This window comes from Rhodococcus sp. OAS809 (assembly GCF_040546695.1).
Lineage (GTDB): Bacteria > Actinomycetota > Actinomycetes > Mycobacteriales > Mycobacteriaceae > Rhodococcus_F > Rhodococcus_F qingshengii.
Genome location: NZ_JBEPOI010000002.1, coordinates 2,764,567 through 2,781,649, shown reverse-complemented (window position 1 = coordinate 2,781,649; position 17,083 = coordinate 2,764,567). Strand labels below are relative to the sequence as shown.

General features: G+C 61.8%; 16 protein-coding genes and 2 pseudogenes. 6 read left to right on the top strand and 12 right to left on the bottom strand.

The window, feature by feature from the left end; translation table 11 throughout:
- Positions 1–237 precede the first annotated feature (237 nt).
- The gene (locus tag ABIE52_RS16075; RefSeq protein ID WP_007734610.1) at positions 238–408 is read left to right on the top strand and encodes a hypothetical protein; all 171 of its coding nucleotides are present in this window, start codon (positions 238–240) and stop codon (positions 406–408) included.
- Between the two features lie 16 nt (positions 409–424).
- Here the strand turns inward: ABIE52_RS16075 and ABIE52_RS16070 are convergent.
- The 3 genes and pseudogenes from ABIE52_RS16070 to ABIE52_RS16060 all read right to left on the bottom strand — a co-directional run.
- Positions 425–1,168: pseudogene (locus tag ABIE52_RS16070) on the bottom strand (HNH endonuclease family protein); the annotation flags it as partial.
- Positions 1,169–1,246: 78 nt separating this feature from the next.
- Positions 1,247–1,612, bottom strand: coding sequence for a pyridoxamine 5'-phosphate oxidase family protein (locus ABIE52_RS16065; protein WP_047269305.1), 366 nt, complete (start codon positions 1,610–1,612; stop codon positions 1,247–1,249).
- A 112-nt stretch (positions 1,613–1,724) separates the two neighbouring features.
- Positions 1,725–2,093: a roadblock/LC7 domain-containing protein gene (locus ABIE52_RS16060; RefSeq protein WP_020906454.1), complete on the bottom strand. Its 369-nt coding sequence runs from the start codon at positions 2,091–2,093 to the stop codon at positions 1,725–1,727.
- A 704-nt stretch (positions 2,094–2,797) separates the two neighbouring features.
- Between ABIE52_RS16060 and ABIE52_RS16055 the strand changes: the two genes are divergently transcribed.
- Entirely contained in the window at positions 2,798–3,268 is a 471-nt protein-coding gene (locus tag ABIE52_RS16055) for a hypothetical protein (protein WP_003945723.1), read from the top strand.
- A 7-nt stretch (positions 3,269–3,275) separates the two neighbouring features.
- Here the strand turns inward: ABIE52_RS16055 and ABIE52_RS16050 are convergent, their stop codons facing one another.
- From ABIE52_RS16050 to ABIE52_RS16040, 3 genes are all read right to left on the bottom strand, one after another.
- Complete coding sequence (locus ABIE52_RS16050; protein ID WP_003945794.1) at positions 3,276–4,199, bottom strand: DUF2797 domain-containing protein; 924 nt, start codon at positions 4,197–4,199, stop codon at positions 3,276–3,278.
- 65 nt (positions 4,200–4,264) lie between these two features.
- On the bottom strand, positions 4,265–4,921 hold the full coding sequence (locus ABIE52_RS16045) for a DUF305 domain-containing protein (RefSeq protein WP_007734614.1): 657 nt from the start codon (positions 4,919–4,921) through the stop codon (positions 4,265–4,267).
- Complete coding sequence (locus ABIE52_RS16040) at positions 4,918–6,483, bottom strand: LVIVD repeat-containing protein (protein WP_192712009.1); 1,566 nt, start codon at positions 6,481–6,483, stop codon at positions 4,918–4,920. Before ABIE52_RS16040 ends, ABIE52_RS16045 begins: the two co-directional genes overlap by 4 nt.
- A gap of 178 nt (positions 6,484–6,661) precedes the next feature.
- Between ABIE52_RS16040 and ABIE52_RS16035 the strand changes: the two genes are divergently transcribed.
- The gene (locus tag ABIE52_RS16035; protein ID WP_223304676.1) at positions 6,662–7,249 is read left to right on the top strand and encodes a TetR family transcriptional regulator; all 588 of its coding nucleotides are present in this window, start codon (positions 6,662–6,664) and stop codon (positions 7,247–7,249) included.
- A 45-nt stretch (positions 7,250–7,294) separates the two neighbouring features.
- Complete coding sequence (locus ABIE52_RS16030) at positions 7,295–8,431, top strand: GIY-YIG nuclease family protein (RefSeq protein WP_192712010.1); 1,137 nt, start codon at positions 7,295–7,297, stop codon at positions 8,429–8,431.
- Positions 8,432–8,511: 80 nt separating this feature from the next.
- Here the strand turns inward: ABIE52_RS16030 and ABIE52_RS16025 are convergent, their stop codons facing one another.
- From ABIE52_RS16025 to ABIE52_RS16010, 4 genes are all read right to left on the bottom strand, one after another.
- Entirely contained in the window at positions 8,512–9,729 is a 1,218-nt protein-coding gene (locus tag ABIE52_RS16025; RefSeq protein ID WP_192712011.1) for a Dyp-type peroxidase, read from the bottom strand.
- A complete protein-coding gene (locus ABIE52_RS16020) occupies positions 9,722–10,222 on the bottom strand; it encodes a copper chaperone PCu(A)C (RefSeq protein WP_003945769.1) in 501 nt (166 codons plus the stop codon). The genes ABIE52_RS16025 and ABIE52_RS16020 overlap by 8 nt, the downstream gene beginning before the upstream one ends.
- A 25-nt stretch (positions 10,223–10,247) precedes the next feature.
- A complete protein-coding gene (locus tag ABIE52_RS16015) occupies positions 10,248–11,678 on the bottom strand; it encodes a PepSY-associated TM helix domain-containing protein (RefSeq protein WP_192712012.1) in 1,431 nt (476 codons plus the stop codon).
- A gap of 108 nt (positions 11,679–11,786) precedes the next feature.
- Positions 11,787–12,317 (bottom strand): hypothetical protein, encoded by a 531-nt coding sequence (locus ABIE52_RS16010; protein WP_037132363.1) that lies wholly within the window; start codon positions 12,315–12,317, stop codon positions 11,787–11,789.
- 220 nt (positions 12,318–12,537) lie between these two features.
- Here ABIE52_RS16010 and ABIE52_RS16005 point away from each other — a divergent pair, with 220 nt between their 5' ends.
- Both ABIE52_RS16005 and ABIE52_RS16000 read left to right on the top strand, forming a co-directional pair.
- A complete protein-coding gene (locus tag ABIE52_RS16005; protein ID WP_003945876.1) occupies positions 12,538–13,245 on the top strand; it encodes a hypothetical protein in 708 nt (235 codons plus the stop codon).
- Positions 13,246–13,554: 309 nt separating this feature from the next.
- Entirely contained in the window at positions 13,555–14,721 is a 1,167-nt protein-coding gene (locus ABIE52_RS16000) for a MinD/ParA family ATP-binding protein (protein ID WP_192712013.1), read from the top strand.
- A 40-nt stretch (positions 14,722–14,761) separates the two neighbouring features.
- On the opposite strand, the gene ABIE52_RS15995 is transcribed toward ABIE52_RS16000, so the two are convergent.
- Positions 14,762–15,796 carry a baeRF2 domain-containing protein gene (locus tag ABIE52_RS15995; RefSeq protein ID WP_007734628.1) on the bottom strand — a complete coding sequence of 345 codons (1,035 nt, stop codon included), beginning with the start codon at positions 15,794–15,796 and terminating at the stop codon, positions 14,762–14,764.
- Between the two features lie 201 nt (positions 15,797–15,997).
- Positions 15,998–17,079: pseudogene (locus tag ABIE52_RS15990) on the bottom strand (M48 family metallopeptidase).
- Positions 17,080–17,083 lie beyond the last annotated feature (4 nt).

Below are 17,083 nucleotides of genomic sequence, written 5' to 3'. Positions count from 1 at the left end.
CATGAGTCCATGACCAGGGACTTTAGCCCTCGGTAATTACCTACCAATCGGTATATTCTGCGAAGGTACGGACTTCGTGAACCGATGTGAGTTGGCTCCGGGGGACGTGCCGGCCTCGCAGGACCGCCCGCAAAGTCAGCCCGGTGAGGCCACCGGAGTTCGCGCATTTCGACAGATTGCCGCTGGGTCCGTCCGCTACGAGGGGAGCGGACGGACCTGACAGCACGAGAGAGTGCCATGCCTGAACGTGGTCAAAGCAGAGTGGACGCGGGGATCATTGCCGTCGTCGCAGTCATCACCGGTGTGTTCGTCGCACTGACCGGTCACGGTCTGGTTGCAGCGCTCGCCACCGTAGTGGGCCTCGCGCTCGGAATGGCGATTGTGCGGTATCTGATCAAGGGCCGCTGATCACCGCAAGAGTTCAGCAGGTCGCGAGAATGTCTGCGATGGTGTCGTGTTCGGCTTGGGTGACCCACAAACCGTATGCCGCTTTGACTTCCACTTGAGCAGTCACGTACTGGCAGCGGTAGGCCTTGTTGGGTGGCAGCCAGGTCGCCGCGTCGGAATCCGACTTCTTCTGGTTCGTGGGCCCGTCGACAGCGCGCAGGTTTCGAGGGTCGTTGGCCAGATTGGTTCGCGTCTGTGTATCGAGCTGTTGTGCGCCCTTCTGCCAGGCGTCCGAGAGTGCGACTACATGATCGATCTGGACTGCAGAAGACGTGTCCTGGCCGCGGGTGAACGCGATGGTCTTGTTCGTGTACGGGTCACGGAGCGTACCGGTTTGGACCGAGCAGCTTTTGGAGCCGTCCTTGAATGTCAGGTCGGTGAGGTCACGCCGCAGGATGTCGTTGCGAGTATCGCAGCCGTTGTGGCCGAATTCGACGGTGACGTCGTCGGTCCAGGCGGTACCGAACAGCGCGCGGTCGTATCCGGTCTTGGGTGCGCGTCCCTTGACGGGGATCTGTGCCAGCAGTTCAATTGCGGCGGACGAAGGAGCCGAGGCTTCGGTCACGACCGTCGTGGTGACACCGGATCCGATTCCCGAACCGAGAGAAGATGTTTCGGGCGCGTCGGCGTTGGAATTGGCGCAACCTCCCAGCACGATCACGGCAGCAATGCCGATGGTGACGCCGGTGATGCCGCGCCTGTGATGTGCCGTGCGTGCCATGTGTGAGAGTCCATTTCTGCGAGAGATGAACTACAAGTATGTCATTCACGACAATTCGGGCCTAACCGGCACTGTCTGTCAGTCTGGTCGAAGGAACCATCGAGTCACCGGGACCGAGACGAGGACCCGCGGACCGTCACGAGTTTCGTCTGCGGCATCCCAGCCGTCGTACTTCTCGCCGAAAAGTCTCAGGAGGTCGACGAATTCGCCGACATCGTGATGAATTGTCGCGAGGCCCTGTGCGACCCACGGGTCGCCAGCGGATCCGTCGACTGCCAACGAGACCCGAGGATCGTCCAGCAGGTTCCGAACCTTACGATTCTGCTCAGCGCTCGGTATCCAGAATGTGTTCTGATGCAGTAAGAACCAGACCGGAGTCGTGTGCGGCGAGCCGTCGCTTCGGAGGGTGGTCAACCACACGCAAGGAGCATCCGCGATAGTCACGGTCCCAGTATCGCCGCCGGCGCGAGGTTCACCAATCGAGTGTTCGGAACGAACAATGCCCGGCCCTCGCCGTTGGCGAGGACCGGGCATTGTCGGGAAGGGAGTGGAAGCGTCAGATCTCGATCTTGGGGGTCTGTTCGCCCAGCTTGTGGCGGGCCAGCGCCAGGTTCGCACGCGCACGGTCCAAAACGAGGTACACGAACAGCGTCGACAGTCCGGGCGTCTCGAGGACGCGAATGAGGTGGTACTGGTTGCTCAGGGTGATCAGGATGTCTTCCAGGGTGTCGGTAATCCCCAAGTTACTCATCGTGCGGAGCTTTGCTCGCACAACCTCGGAGTTGCCGGCGCCGGCGTACTCGAGGCTGAATGACGGGTTGCCGCTCATGCCGAGAACCATTCCGCTGTCGGCGTCGACGACGGCTGCACCGCTGGCACCGTCGATGCGCATCAATTCGCCGAGGATCTTGTCGATGTTGCTCATTGCTTCTCCTTGGTAGGGCCGAGTCGCGCGGGGCGACTCCAGGTGATGCTTCGGTGGTGAAGTCATCGGTACATTTCGAGGTGGAATCGTTGGTTGCGGCGTCGGGAGTGGGTCGGGCGGCAACTTTTCAGTTTGTGAGATTTGTGGGCTCGTTCCGTTCGGTGCAGATGGGCGGCCATTCGACGACTCGAATTCGTCGATGCGGTCTGCGGGTAGCCAGCCGTCTCCGGCGGGTGGGTTGAGTGGCCGTCTCGTATCCGTCTCGTAGTCCGGGGCCGGCGGCTGGAGTTGCGGATACACCGGTGCGGTCAGCGGTCGCTTGTACGGAATCGGCTGACCACCCGCGTCGGCGACGTTCGCGAACCAGGCGGCGTACCCGGGGTCGCTGCGATCGAGGTTTTGCCCGCGATCGTCGTCTTCCTCGCGGGAACCTCGTCGACGAAAAAGTCCCACTCGTTCCAGCCCCTTATAGACGAACTATTTCCGATCGGAGCGTTCCGGATGAACGCGGCAGACCGGACAATCCCACCCGTAGTTATTTTGCAGTTAAGTCACCGTAGCATGGGTTCGCGAACGGGGCATACAGTCCAATCCCGCAGTCGGGAGGGCGAGGCGCTCGGATTCGGCCGGATGCTCGGGCAATTGGCGCTGACGGGCGACGCCGGTCCGTTCGAGCGCCAGTGGCCCTCTGGCATCCTTGAGGGATGAAGAAAACGATCACCGGGTTCATCGGTGCCTGCTCGCTGGTGGCGCTGGTTGCCTGCGGTTCTGACGGAGACAAGCCGACCGAGGTCGGAACACTCACTTCCTCTGCTTCGGCGACCACCACGGCGACGTCGACGACGTCATCCGAGGCTCCGGCGACGTCGTCGGAAATACCTACCGAGACCCCTTCGGTCGACTCGAGTGCTCCGGCTGAGGTCCCGTCCGACCCGAATGTGAGTTCGGCGCTGCCACGGACCTACGCGCAGGCGTGCTCCGACGTTCTCCGGTACCTCGACGCATACCAGCCGGCCATCGACGAGTCCGGAGAGGAAATGGGCATGACGCGTGAATCATTGGCAAACGACATGCTGACCTCCATCCAGGCTTATCCCGAATGGTCGAGCCTGTCTGCCGACGAGCAGGCCGAGGTCACTCGCGGATTCGCGGCAGCGACCGCGGGAAGTTGCTGACCTACTTTCAGAACAACGATTCCTGAATCGCCACGCCAGGGGACTCGAACTCGCCGACGGTGATGGTTCGACCGACCAGTCCGGACACATCCGCGACGAAGCGTGGCGATTCAGGATCGGGGTCGATCCGCAGCGAGGCGATCGAACCGGCAAGGCCCTCCAGATACAAGGAATGTTCCCCGGACTCGAAAGTGTGCGGATACGCGATCAACGGTGCCGCATCGAAGACCACGTCAGCGCACGCCGGCGCCGTCCATTCTTCGGGAGCCTCCAGGATCTCGATTCCGTCGATGTCCGATCCGATGTCATTCAGCTCGTCTTTGATCGACGATACGAAGTGGTGCAACGACTTTCGTAGTTTCTCTCGATCCAAGGGACCTGTCAACGCTTCGATCTTCCGAGACGTACGTATTGCCTGGCTCAAGTGGAAGTGCTCCGAAACTCGGGCTTCGAGGGCGCGAATGCTGTAACCGTCCGTCGACCGCGCTACGAACAATGCGCAGACTGCCCCTTGTTCGGCGACTCGCGGATGCTTGCGGAACTCGGACGCCGTCCCCACCTTCATCTGGCCGCCGGCGAATACGTCGACGTAGAGCCATTGTGGTTGTGCGAGGTAGGTACGCACATTCGGATGAATGTGCGCGCCGCTGACGTGTGCCTGATGAACCGTGGTGAACCCCTCACGATTTCGGCATCGGTCGCATTGGCGTCCTGCGGTGACCGTCGCCCCGCGGTCGCACGGCGAGTGTCCTGGACCTTCGGCGGTGAGATCTCGCCAGCCGAGGCAGCGGCGGCCCTTCGTCTCGTCGACGGAGAATCGCAGCACCGAGTCGTGAGTGAAGAAGGTCGTAGCGGAAGTGGTGTCGTCGACGCATCGGATCCGCGGTGCTGTCGGGTTCGACCAATCGATTCCGCGAACAAGCAGGGTCATGATGAAGTGTCGATTCCTTCTGTAGTTCGCAGGTCGACACCTATGGTAGTCACTGCACATGCGGGTCAGTGCAGTGGTTGTGCCCCACGTTGTTCGAGCATCAGCGTCATCAGCCCGGATTCCTGACTCTGGGTGTTGATCATGTCGCGGGCGGACTGTTTCACCGGCCCGCTCTCGAGTAGGGCGTCGGCGGCCTGCGCCATGGCGATCCCGCCACGGTGGTGGCGTTCCATCAGTTGAAGGAAAAGGACCTCGGCGTCGAGCCCGCGAGCGCTGCTCAGTTTCTCGAGTTCTTCGGTCGTAGCCATACCAGGCATGGAGTCGGTCTCGGTGTCCAGCGTTGCCGGGTGATGACGAGAGTCGCCCGCGCCGCTCGGCGACGCCTCCATCCACGCCATCGGCGTTCTACTGTTCGGCGGGACACCGGCCAACCTCAGCCAACCGAGCATGACACCGATTTCCGTTCGTTGAACATCGTCGATCTGCTGGGCCAGTCTCGTCACCGCCGGGTCCACATCGGGACTCAGACGCGCGAGAATGAAGAGGGCCTGTTGATGGTGGGCCGCCATGTCGTGCACGAATCCGATTTCGGTTTCGCTCAGAACAGCTCTCTGCGTGTGGTTCTCGGGTGCGAACAGCGGACGTAGTGCTGCGCCGAGTACGAGCAGCATCAGTGCTGCAGCCACGAGTGCGACGGCTTTGACCGCTCGCGGCGCCGTCATGATCCCACGGTCGTCTTCTGGTCAGCCGGTGGTGTGTAGACACCGTTTTCGAGTTGCATGGCAACAAAGCCGTTGTCGGCGCACGTCGCCCACAACGTGGTCCCGCGCCATTCGGGCGGGGAGAAGCACCAATCGGTCGAGATGTCGCCGAGAGCGACCATGCCCGACCGCGAACTCAGTGCTCGGCCGGGGTCGAACTGGCCCTGCGCGATCGACTGCGCGATTGCCGGGGTGCTGAGAACGGGTACCCCGATGAGCGACGCGAGAGCGTGTGGCGAGTTGGCGAGTTCGAGATTGCCGCCGGTCCGAGCAGGTGGGTTGAAGTACGCAATTTCGTGGACGTCGAAGGGATCTCGAACATCGAAGACCCGAATCCCGCTCGAGATCCATCCACATGCCAGCGCCGTCGGGTCGACCGGGCGATCTGCCGAACAGTAGTGAGATTCGTACGCGAACAGCGATCCGCCGGCAGCAGACGCCAGCGCAGCGTCTTGATTCTCCGGCAGATTGATTTCGAGCTTCACCGAATTGACGACCGACGGTTCGTCGTCATCGGAGACGTCGATCAATTTGACTCCGCCGGAACCACCTTCGTCGACGGTGAACAGGTACGGCGAACCGTCGTAGGTGACCGGAATGCTGTGTTGGGTGGCCCACCCGTCGGTCCACGAGAGCTGGGACAGTTGGCGCACCCGAGGATTCGGGACGCGGCGCTGAACCTCACTGATGTCGAGGACATGTATTCCGCCGAGATTGTTCGACAAGTACATGCGATTTCCGTCGGGACTGATTCCGAAGCCGTGCGTCGACAACCCGATGAGGTCCTGCCAGACGACGCGTGGGTTGGCGGGATCGGTGAGATCGACGGCGCTCACCACGCCGGGAGCGGTGCCGGAAGACCAGTAGGTGTTCCCGTCCGGTGAAAATCCTCCCTCGTGATTGGTGATGGGCAGCAGCATCCCCAGATCGGTTCCTGGTCCGGGGTTGAGTAGTTTCGGGTGCGCGCAATCGGAGATGTCGTAGACCGACATCAGGCCGACGCCGGTCAAGAGCGGAACGCCCGTGCCCACCAGCAGCTTTCGCGCGGTGTTGACCTTGAGGCTCTCCCACGTTCCGGCCAGCATCGCGGGTTCGGTCAGCGTGGCGGTGAGAGCGGGATTGGCAGGATCCGATACGTCGAGAACTTGGACGCCCTGTGCGGGGCCCAGGAGGTTCCCGGGGAAGAAACTGCCGACGTACGAGCAGTGTTCGAAGTTGGTGGACGTGATCCCGCCGCCGCGACCCGAGTAGCCGCCGATCTGAGACATGTTGCAGCTGTAGCCGTCTCGGCTGCGTCCGCTGTTTCGGTCCTCGGCCGGAACATCACCCTGCAACCCGGTCTCGGGCATCGATCCCGGGCCGCATTCGGCGCGGCTTGCGGCGGTGGAAGCGACACCCGGATTCTCGTGGATCGAGCCCGGGGCAGTGGCGGGCTCAGCCGACGCGACGCACACGGGAAGGACGGTGATCAAGGCGACGAGTGCGATGGCAGATCTGGTTCTGATGGTCGTGAACGATTTCATCGAGTCCAACTCCCGGTGCGGGATTGCCTTTCGTATCTCACGGGCAGACGTATCTCACGGACAGGCAGCACGGAGGGCAGGCGCGTGTTCGAGCGCTCACGACGATCGGGTCGGGGTGTGAACCGGTGTCGGGCCGCAACCAACCGGACAATGCTGTCCGGTTGGTATCGTAGTGTGCGTGACATCGTCTGGCCGCGTCAATAGCGGATCTCTCAACAGAGGGCCGAGAGATGCGGCGCGCAATCGTGCGGCACTCGTCTCAGCAGCTCGTGAGGTGTTCGCCACTCAGGGTTTTGCTGCTCCGCTCAGCCTGATCGCCCGCACGGCCGGCGTCGGTCAGGGCAGCCTCTACCGGCACTTTCCCACTCGCGAAAGCCTCGCACTCGCGGTGTTCGACGAGAACATCGTCGAGCTGCAAGATATGGCTGCCGATCCGGATTCGACTCTCGACGATCTTTTTCGATTGTTGGTAGACCAGATCACCACCTCCATCGTGTTCGTGGAGGTCATCAAGCCCGTCTCCTTCGGCGACTCACGACTGAATTCGGCAGGCACCCGCCTGACCGATCTCCTCGAAGGACGCCTCGAGGAGGCGCGTCGAGCTGGGAAGATACGCGAGTCCGTGACTGCTGAGGACGTGATCCTGGCGATCGCCATGTTCGCCGCGATCATGGAACGGACTGCCGAGAGCTCGCGAAAAGAAGTCGCGCACTCGGCCTGGAACCTACTTGTGCAGGGACTGGCCGGGCCGGCAGCGGCGGGCTGAGTCGCGTTCGCCTCGCGTCTCGAGGTGATCGCCTAGGCTCGTGGCATGGCTATTGTCTGGACAGTTCCTCGCGCTATCGGCTCCACTTTGCTCGTTGCTCCGTTGATCAAGGAGTTCCTTGTCGAGGGTGACGGCACCCTCGATGCAAAACTGACTGCGGTCGGTACGGTCTCTGCATCTCTCGAGAAGCAAGTCGGCCGCACGTTCACCTCGATCAGCGCTGCTTCGGCGGCAATCTTTTCCGGTGCTGCCGGTTCCACCAGCGTGCCAGACGCACTACGTCTGGCCGTGATGCGCACTCTGTCCACCGAGGTCGTCGTCAGGAAGCCGGCTCCGCAGCCGTTCTCCGAGAAGGTCGGGAAGAGGCTGGGGCAGTATGTCTTTGCTTTGCGTGACCCGCGTAACGACCAGGTGTTCCATGTCGGGCACGGCACGGGAAATCAAGTATTCGCGCCGGTATTCGAAGCGCTCGGTGAACTCGCGAACCTCGAAGGAGCGGACGCTCCGGCCGAGTCGAATGCTGCTGTGACGGCAGCCAAGATCGCTCGGATCCGCGAGATCTACGACGCAGGTTCGGCGGTGGAGCACTTCGTACTCCTCCGCTCGGTCTCTGGCGCCACGGATTCGGCCGCCACTACCGACGAGGTCGTCCGAGGCATCGTGGAAGCCTTGCGGATCACCGACGCGGGAGAGGGTCTGACCAATCTCGCAGGCGATACCTCGGACAAGGACGCCCGAGCGACCCGCGTCGAGGAACTCGCATTGCGCTACTCGGCTGATCCCGCGCCGGAACTCCCGACGCCGAGCATCGTCCTCCGCGTACCGGCCTCCGCCCGTCCGGGAGCAACGCCGGAAGAGATCTACGAACTCGCGCGCGCCGAGTGGTCTGCCGGTGCGGCCGTTCGTGCCGAGATCGGAATCCCCGTTCTGGTGTTTGCCGACAGCATCATTCGTGGTGCCTTCCGTGCTCAGTCATGGGAGGTGTCCACCCGCAATGCCGACGGAAGCCAACTGTGGCGGTTCAACGGAACCGTCGACGACGAGCTTGCTGCCAAGTACGTCGGAACCGAGGTCACCCCGCACAACGTCGGCCTGAAGAAGTGGCCCGTCAGCGGTTGGGTCACGAGGTTGACTACCGCCCGTCCAGGTGCGGTCATGCCGGGACCTCGTAAGTCCAAGTAACGCAACAACTTCAGGTAGAAGGCACTGTGGGGGCGGGATCCGTTCGGATCCCGCCCCCACAATATCGTTGCCCGGGGTTGTCAGCCGAGCAATCCGCTTCCCAGATAGTCGTTCTCGGTGCATCCCGGCGGAATGAGATACACCGCAGAACCGATCGGCGTCGTCCACTCGTTGAGTGCGTCGAAGTCACTCAATCGCTGTTGGACCGGTAGATATTGCTCGGCGATGTCCCGTTGGAATGCTGCGAAGATCAATCCCGAATTCGAGGTCTGCCCGCTCTCGGGTGCGTCGTCGTAGTTGTATGCCCTGCGGAAGAACTGCTCCTTCTCATGCGTCTGGTGGGCTCGCGCGATGTGTGATCCTGGCGGGATCACCGGAATGCCGAACTTGTCCGTGAGTGTGAAATCCGCTTCGTCGAATTCGTTGGTTCCGTTGAGCGGAGCGCCATTGGACAACGTGCGCCCCATCGTGAGTTCGCGCCCCGAACGGTCGAGTTCGTCCCAGGTATCCATTTCCATGCGAATGCGTCGCAGTACCAACGAGGTTCCGCCCGCCAGCCACGACTGACCCGCGCCGTCGTGCCAGATCAGTGAATCGAAATCCACTGTTCCCGGAGCAGGATTGACGGTCCCGTCCACTTGGCCCATGAGATTGCGCATCGTGGTTCCCTCAGGCGTGGTGCCGCGAGCGTTGCGGAATCCCTTTTGCGTCCACCGGATGGTTGTCAGTGATCGGACGTTCTTGGTCAGAACTCGCACAGCATGAGCAATGGTCACCGGATCGTCGCCACAAATCTGCAGCAACAGGTCCGATCCGCCCCATCGATCGTCAAGTCGGTCGATCGCGTAGCTCGGCAACGGCTCGAACCAGTCCGGTTGACGTGCTTGCAATCCCAGCTTGGTGAACAGGCCAGGGCCGTAGCCGACGGTCACTGTCAAGCGTGCCGGATCCACAGCCAGTTCCCGTTCGGTGTCCGCCAACGCCGGGTTGCCCGCGGTGAGCCGTGACGCATCCTCGGACCACATCTTCATGATTCCGACGACGACTGCTCGATCGGTTCCAGGCAAGAGGTCGAACCCGATGAACGTGCCGTGCGCTTGCGGAGTGGTGGCGATCCCAGCTTGGTGGACGCCGTAGAACGGTTCCACCAGCTTGACTGCTTGCTGCTCGTGTTCGCTGCGCTCCACCACTGTGGTTGCGCCCCAAGTTATTCCCGCGACGCCGAGCGCGGCGGCGCCTCCTCCGAGAAGGCGCCGCCGGCTGAGTGCTCGGCTGGGCGGGTTCGTGTTCTCAGCCACCGTGATTCGGGTCGTAGTTCTCCTGATTACCGGAGAAGTCGCGAATCTGGGCTGTGAACGTGGTGCTGGAACCGTCGTCGTAGATCAAGGTGAGGTCGGTTTCTGCGCCTGGGAGCAGCGGCGCGGACAGGTCCATGAACATGAGGTGGTCACCGCCCGGGGTGAGGGAGGCGGACCCGTTGGCAGGGACCAGGAAACCGCCGTCCTTGGGACGCATCGTCATCGTTCCGCCGTCGCCGGTCACGACTTCGTGCAGTTCGAGTCGAGACGACGCGGGGCTGGTGGCCGAGACCACGCGTACGTCCTTGTCACTGGAGTTGACGAGTTCGGCGAACGCCGCGCTCATTCCTTCCGGCGCGGCCTTGACCCATTGATCCTGAACTGTGATGGATTGTGCAGCTTCGGTTTCCTTGTCGGAGTTGGAAGAACAGCCGGTCAGGGCGAGAGCTGCGGACAGTGCAACAGCTGCGAATATCTTTGTGCGAACAGTCATGTGTGTCTCCGTAATTCGTGAAGTGTCAGGTGGTGGCACGGCGTTTGAACGCCGCAATGCACAGGTCGATCAGCAGGAATGCGAGAAGGCTGATGCCGAGTAGCGGAACGAACCAGCCGACCAACGCCGTGATCGCGACGAGAGCAACGAGGCCGACCGGGGAGAGGTTGCGGATTCCGCCGCGGGCAGGAACCCGGCCGACTGCCCAGTCGGGGCCACGAGTGGGGCGTCGGCGCCACCACATGATGTAGCCCCGAATGACCACGCTGACCAGTGCGAGTGCCAGTGCGGCGAGTGCGATCTGGTTGGCAAGACCGAACAGCAGGCCCATGTGGAGTTGGATTCCCCAGGCCGAAAGTTTGGCTGCGAGTGGCCAATCCGAGAACCACAACTCGTCGGTGACCTTTTGCGTCGCTCCGTCGATTGCGATGGTGTTGTTGCTGTACACCCAGGGCTGACGTGTCTGGGCGACGGTGAACGCCGTCTCGGCGTTCGCGGGTATCGATACTTCGACAGGACCGGTGATCCCGTTGTACCTGGCGATACCGAGGACGGTGTCGACGCGTCCGACGTTGGTGTCCGTCAGCGTGCCGGTGGCGGCGGGGGCCATGTCGTGACCCTCGTGCCCGCCTGTCGCCGGAGGGGGAGCGTCGCCGAGAGTTTTCACAACTGAGGGCGTCGTCCAACTCAACGCGGTTCTCAGATTGCTGACGTTCTCTCCGGCGTAGGTCGACCACGTGAGGCCGGTCGCCGAGAGGAAGACCAATGCAACTGCTATCCAGATGCCGACGACACCGTGCCAGTTCAGGGTCCGGCTTCGTCCGGTGGATGCTCGGTCGATCGTGAGCAGTCGAGCGTTCCGGGCGGTGCGGTAACGACGGAACCAGAGGTAGACACCGCCGAGTGCGACCACCCACATCCACGACGCGGCCAATTCGCTGTAGAGGCGGCCGGGTTCGCCGAGATGAAGGTGGCGATGCAGTTGGGAGATCCAGGTTCGCAGCGGCAGCGAACCACTGCTTCCGTAGACCGCCAGCTCGCCGACCGGCTGTGCGAGTACCGGATCGACGAAGACGGCGAGCCTCTCCGATTCGCCCAGTGACGGATCGGTGAACAGGACTCGGGTGGTTTCGCCGGCAGCAGGGGACGGACGTACTGCCGAGACGGTCAAGTCGGGGCGGTACTGCTGAGCGGAACGGATCTGGTCGTTCAGTGACGCGATCTGTCCGGTGGTGTCGGTCTGGAGGTAGTCGCTGTAAACGAACTTCTCGATGGTGGGTGCCATCGCGTAGAGGCCACCGCTCAAAGCGGCGATGAGGATGAACGGTCCGATCAGGACGCCGGCGTAGAAGTGCAGACGCAGGATCAGTGGTCTGGCGCCGCCAACCTGCTTCTTCGGGGGAGAACTGTCGTTGGACGCGCGCGTCTGTGCGCGCTCCAATTCGGGTGCGGACATGCGTGTACTCGATCCCGCCGTGCGCCTTTATTAACCGCGGGCGGTTAATAAAGGCGCACAGCAAAGTGGCGCACGTAATCACGTGCGTGAAAGGAAAGGGGAGGTGAGTTACACGAATGCCGGTGGGCCGCGAGTGCCCAGGCCAGAGGTGAGAAGTTGACGCAGAACAACTTTGGCGCGGTATCGAGTACGTGCAGCGAACGGTGACGGTTCAGCTGCCCACGGGCGCAATAGAACGGCGACGATTGCCGCTACCGTCGATGCGGCCACGACGTATCCGCGTTCTGCGCCGCGGATCAGCACTGCGCACACTCCGACGGCAGCGATGTGTGCTGCGAGCATCGGAAGGGACAGGAGCAGGCCGTGTTGATGATCCGAAGCGATGGTCAACGTCGCGTGACCGATGGCCTGACCCGCAACGAGCATGAGGGCGAGCAAGAGCGCGGGGGAGCGACGGGTGTCGATGGACGTGACCACCGCGCCGACGCTCGCGCAGGCGAGGATCAGCAACACGACAGCGCTTTCGGACGGGGCCATGCCGCCACCACCGAGCGCGTGGGCTGCGACGGAAACCGCGCCGGAGGTGCCGCCCACGAAAGCACCGCGCAGCTGCGCGACATCTTTCGGACCCGGCGTCATACGCGAAAGGATACAGGCGCCTACTACCGGGCTTAGTAGGTGATCGGTCGGGATCGTTTCGGTGGCCGACCGACGAACGCGTTAGGTGGGGGATTTGTCCGATTCGCCAAACTTTGCCGAGGACCGGGTGAAACAAACGTGACGGTCATTTTCCGGTGCCAGACTTGGCTCTGGTCGCCGGCAACGGGTCGACGGCAGGGCAAACACATAGGAGAGTTTCATGAGGCGTCGATTCTTTGCGATATTCGCCCTGATGGGTGCGTTCGGTCTCTTCCTGTCTTCGGTGGCCTCGGCGGACCCGGTCACACGCTCCGTGTCGGGCACCCTTGTCAACTCGTGTAGCGATACTGGCGATCCGGTCGGGATATGGATGGTCGTATGGGATGGCTCGACGCAGATATCCTCGGCCACTGTCGGGGTGGGTGGCGCATACACGATCACGAACGTTCCTCCGGGCAATTACACGGTCAGTCCATACTCGCCGGCTGGATGCGGATCCGTACCCGACAGGACGGCGGTAGATCTGACGACGTCCGACGCGACCGGGATCGACTTCGAGTTGGTGAAGGTGTTCAGCATCGTCGGAACTGTCACTGGGTGTCCGGGTGCCGACGGGGTCGGGGCGTCTGACGTGACGTTGAATCTCCTCGATGCCGGCACGCAAATCGCGACGACAACGACGGATGATTCCGGTGACTACTTCTTTCAGTACAAGCCGGCCAAGGACGGCTATTCCGTAGAAGTGGTTCCCGGCAGCGGATGCGGTGCCGATCCAGCAGTAATTCCGGTGAATCTGAGCACGAATGACGTCACCGGTGTCGACTTCGCGCTCACTGCCGACGGCTGCGATACGGGCAGTTCGTTCGGAAGTGTGGATCTGTCGACGATTTTCGGAAGTCTCGGTAGTTCGGAATTCTGCAGCAGCTGAACACTTGTCCATGAAGGGAGGGCGATCGCCGAGGCGATCGCCCTCCCTTTTCTCGTTTGTTACCAAGGGATTTGCCCTGACATTGCGGAAGGCTGTTTCTAGCGGCAGATGAAGATATATGTGCCGCATATCGTTACGACGTTCGTATTTGCTGAGATCGGCACAAGCTTGGGGACCAAAGTCATCGAAGTGCGGGTGTAACGGTCTGTTGTGCCACGACGGTATTGAGCAGAGAACGGCAAGCCCGCCAGAGTGATAGCGTCCGAGAGGCTATGTCCGAAATGATTCCGAACTCGACCTAGGAAAACGGTGCGCAGCGATAACAACGGTTCGAATAACGGAGTCCTGGGGAACAACTCCGGAACGACTCAGGGCGACGGCCATTTCGACGCGTCCGACGACGGCTATGCAACGTCGATTCGAACCGTCACCTTCATACCACAATTCGACGAGCCTGCAGCAAAACCGTTGCCCAGTCAGCGGATGCGCCAGCAACGTCGTGAAGAGCCGACCGATTTCCGGACCTCGACGCCCAGGCCTATGACCTCCGTCGACGACCTGGACATCATCAAGCGGGCGAAGCGTCCACCCGAACGCGGTTTGGGCAGTGTGTTGTTCAAACTCACCGGGGGCCGGATCAACACTGGGCAGTCGGCTGCCGAACTCGAACACCAGGCTCTCGTGCGCCGTGCCAACCGAACGGTGCGCGGCGTGTACAAGATTGCTTTCATCTCACTCAAGGGTGGAGTGGGGAAAACCACGGCGGCCAAAACTGTCGGATCGACGTTCGCATCGATCCGTGGGGATCGAATCGTAGCCATCGACGCCAATCCCGACCTGGGGACTCTGGCTGATCGCGAACGACGTGAACATCACCTGACCGTTCGTGATCTGTTGGCCGACGGTGACATTCGTACGTACAGCGATGTTCGCTACTACACCTCGCAAGGCGACAGCCGACTCGAAATCCTTGCGAGTGAGGCAGATCCGGAAACTTCGGAGTCGTTCAACGAGCAGGACTACCTCGATACTCTCCGAATTCTCGAGGTGCACTACAACATCGTCATCACCGACTGTGGCACCGGAATCATGCACTCGGCCATGTACGGAATTCTCGACGAAGCAGATGCCTTGGTTGTCGTCAGCCCGACAGCTCAGGATGGTGCCCGTAGTGCTGCAGCAACGCTCAGTTGGCTGACCAAGCACGGATACGCAGAACTGGTGAGCAGGTCGGTCGTGGCGATCAATTCGACGCGGCCGGGTTCGTCTTCGCTCGACCTCGATCAACTCGAGGACGTTTTCGCTCAGCGTGGAGTGCGAGCGGTCAAGACGTTGCCCTACGACGATCACCTGGGCGAAGGCGGTCCGATCGACTTGAAGTTGTTGAACAAGCGCACGGCACGGGCATATCTGGAACTCGTCGCAGCAATTGCCGATGGGTTCCCGGACTCGGTGGGCAAGCACGCTTCTCGATAGAACGTGCTCGCCACCGAATCTGATCAGCAGGCTCCAGCGTTCAAGGGTGCCGAAGTATCGCGCCGTATCCGTCGGCGAGAACGAGGCGTTCGTCGATCTGTACCAACTCGGTGCCGGTCCCGATTGCGATGTAGGGGAGTACGCGATCGGCGGGCCCGATCAACTCTCCACTGGTGACTTCCTTGTCGTCAGGATCGGTGAGCAGCAGCGTCTCGACCTTGCCCTGTTCGAGGGCGTCGAGGACGCGTGCGGTCCCGTCGATGGAGAGGCCGGAGTCCCGGCCCTGCTCTGCGACGTAGCGTTCGGTTTCCACATCCATTCTGCGCAGTCGCTGCGTGTCGATCAGTTCACGAATCGACTTGGACACCTCGGCGGGTGTCGAACCGACTGAACGCGAACCCTTTTCGACGTCCACCACCCGTAGCGTCGACGGCAAAAGCTGTGCAAAAGCTTTGCGGGATTGTACTTCTCCGATGACAACCACCAGCGCGACCTTGTGTTCACGGGCGAGTGCCGCCGCGCGCTCCACAGCCTGAGTCAGGTTCTTCCGGATATTCTCCTCCACGAGGCTTTGGCTGTCGGTGTATCGCTCCTGACCGCCCACGTGTGCCTTGTGGACCGGGAAGCCGTCTCCGTCTACCGTTTCGCCGTACACGTCACGCCCGCGAGCATCGCGCACGCACAGGTCCGCGCCAGTGTGGTCGACCTTGGCGATGAGGAACGGTTCGGTGTCGTATCCGTGTGCGATCAGTGGAATCAGGTAGGGCAGTTCGCCCAAGGTCGCGATAGTGGAGCCGGCAGGTTCGAGCAGAATATCGTCGATCAGCACTGCCTCGGAAGTGGCGACGATCGCGCGTCCGGCGCGACCTGAGATGCCGTGATGGTTGTCCTTCACCTCGTCCAGTCGTGCGATCAGCGATTCCGATGCTCCCTGTTTCGTGAGTTGATTGCGCATCGAGCGCCATTCGAGTTCGAAGCGCTCGCGCGCATCTTCCCGGTTACGGACGTCTTCGAAGTACACGGAGGCAAACGGGCCGTCACTCGAACCGACCTTCTTCAGTCGCCCAGCATGCATGTCGGCTCCCTTCTGTAGTGGTCCTATGCCGCGTACCCGACAACCGGTGATTCGACACGACCGCTTTCAGTTCGCACGTTTGTTCGACTGCTGGTACTGTCTGTGAACGTGAGGGTGGTGCAGAGGGAAGCCTGCATCACCTTCACGCCAAGAGCCCGGGACCTGCCGCCGACTGCCTTCGGCGGCAGGTCCCGATTCTGCTTACTCGGCGTCGTCAGTGCCCTTCGACCTGTCGGAACTCTTGCGCCAGTGGGTGAATCGTTCCTTGATGTCCGACGCTACATCGCCGACGCCATTCCCCACGGCGCCCACCGCACCGCCCAATCCGCTACCGATGTCGCGCACCATGCGGATCAAAGGGTCCTCCGACTCGTCGAAGTTCTGCTTGTAGGTCTTGGCTGCATTCTTGAACTCGTCGCTGATCTTCGCTCCGTCGTCATCGCCGCGACGGGGGTAGTTTCCGCGCAGAATCGCGGCGTAGTCTCCGCTGTCCACCCACTTCTTGAGCTCGGCGGCGCGAAGCACCGAGAACGGGTGAGAGAGCAGTTCGATGTTGAGGAGCTTGAGTACACCGTCGCGGAGGTCGCCGCTGGCGTCGTACTCGGCGGCCTGGGCAAGAAACGCGTCGATGTCGATTTCACTGACTCGGGATCCGCCCGCCAATTTCATCTGGACGCGAATCGCGGTGTGTACGTCCTGCCCGCACAACAGTCCGGCACGATCACCGGACAGTTCTGACTTGCGCTGCCATTCCATGAGGGCGGCGATGATCGCGCGCAATGCCCACCCGCCGACGGGCAGCCATCCGATGGTTCCGGCCAGTCAATCAAATGCATCAGGATGGTCCGATACACAGCATGACCGGACAGCGCGTGGCCAAGTTCGTGGCCGATGATGAACCGCTGTTCCTCGTAGTTCATCACGTCCAATAGGCCGGTAGTGACCACCATGAACGGCTTGTCCATGCCGATGGTGAAGGCGTTGACCATCGGGGTCTGGAGTACGAACAGCTCGGGTGTCTCGTCGGCCTGCAGGATGTCGACGCAGTCACGGCGCAGGTCGTTCAGGTCGCTGAACTGCCGTTCGTCGACTCGCACCGACGTGGCGAGGTACATGAGGCGGTGCTGACGTTCTTGGAGCAGTCCGGACAGCGTCCGCAGGACAGTGTCGAACCCCCGAAGCGTCCGGAGCGTCACCAATGCAGCCCGATCGGCTGGGTGTTCCCACGCACGCGAGCTGATGTCCGGGAACTCGATTCGGGTGCGATCTGGTGCAGTGGTCATGGTG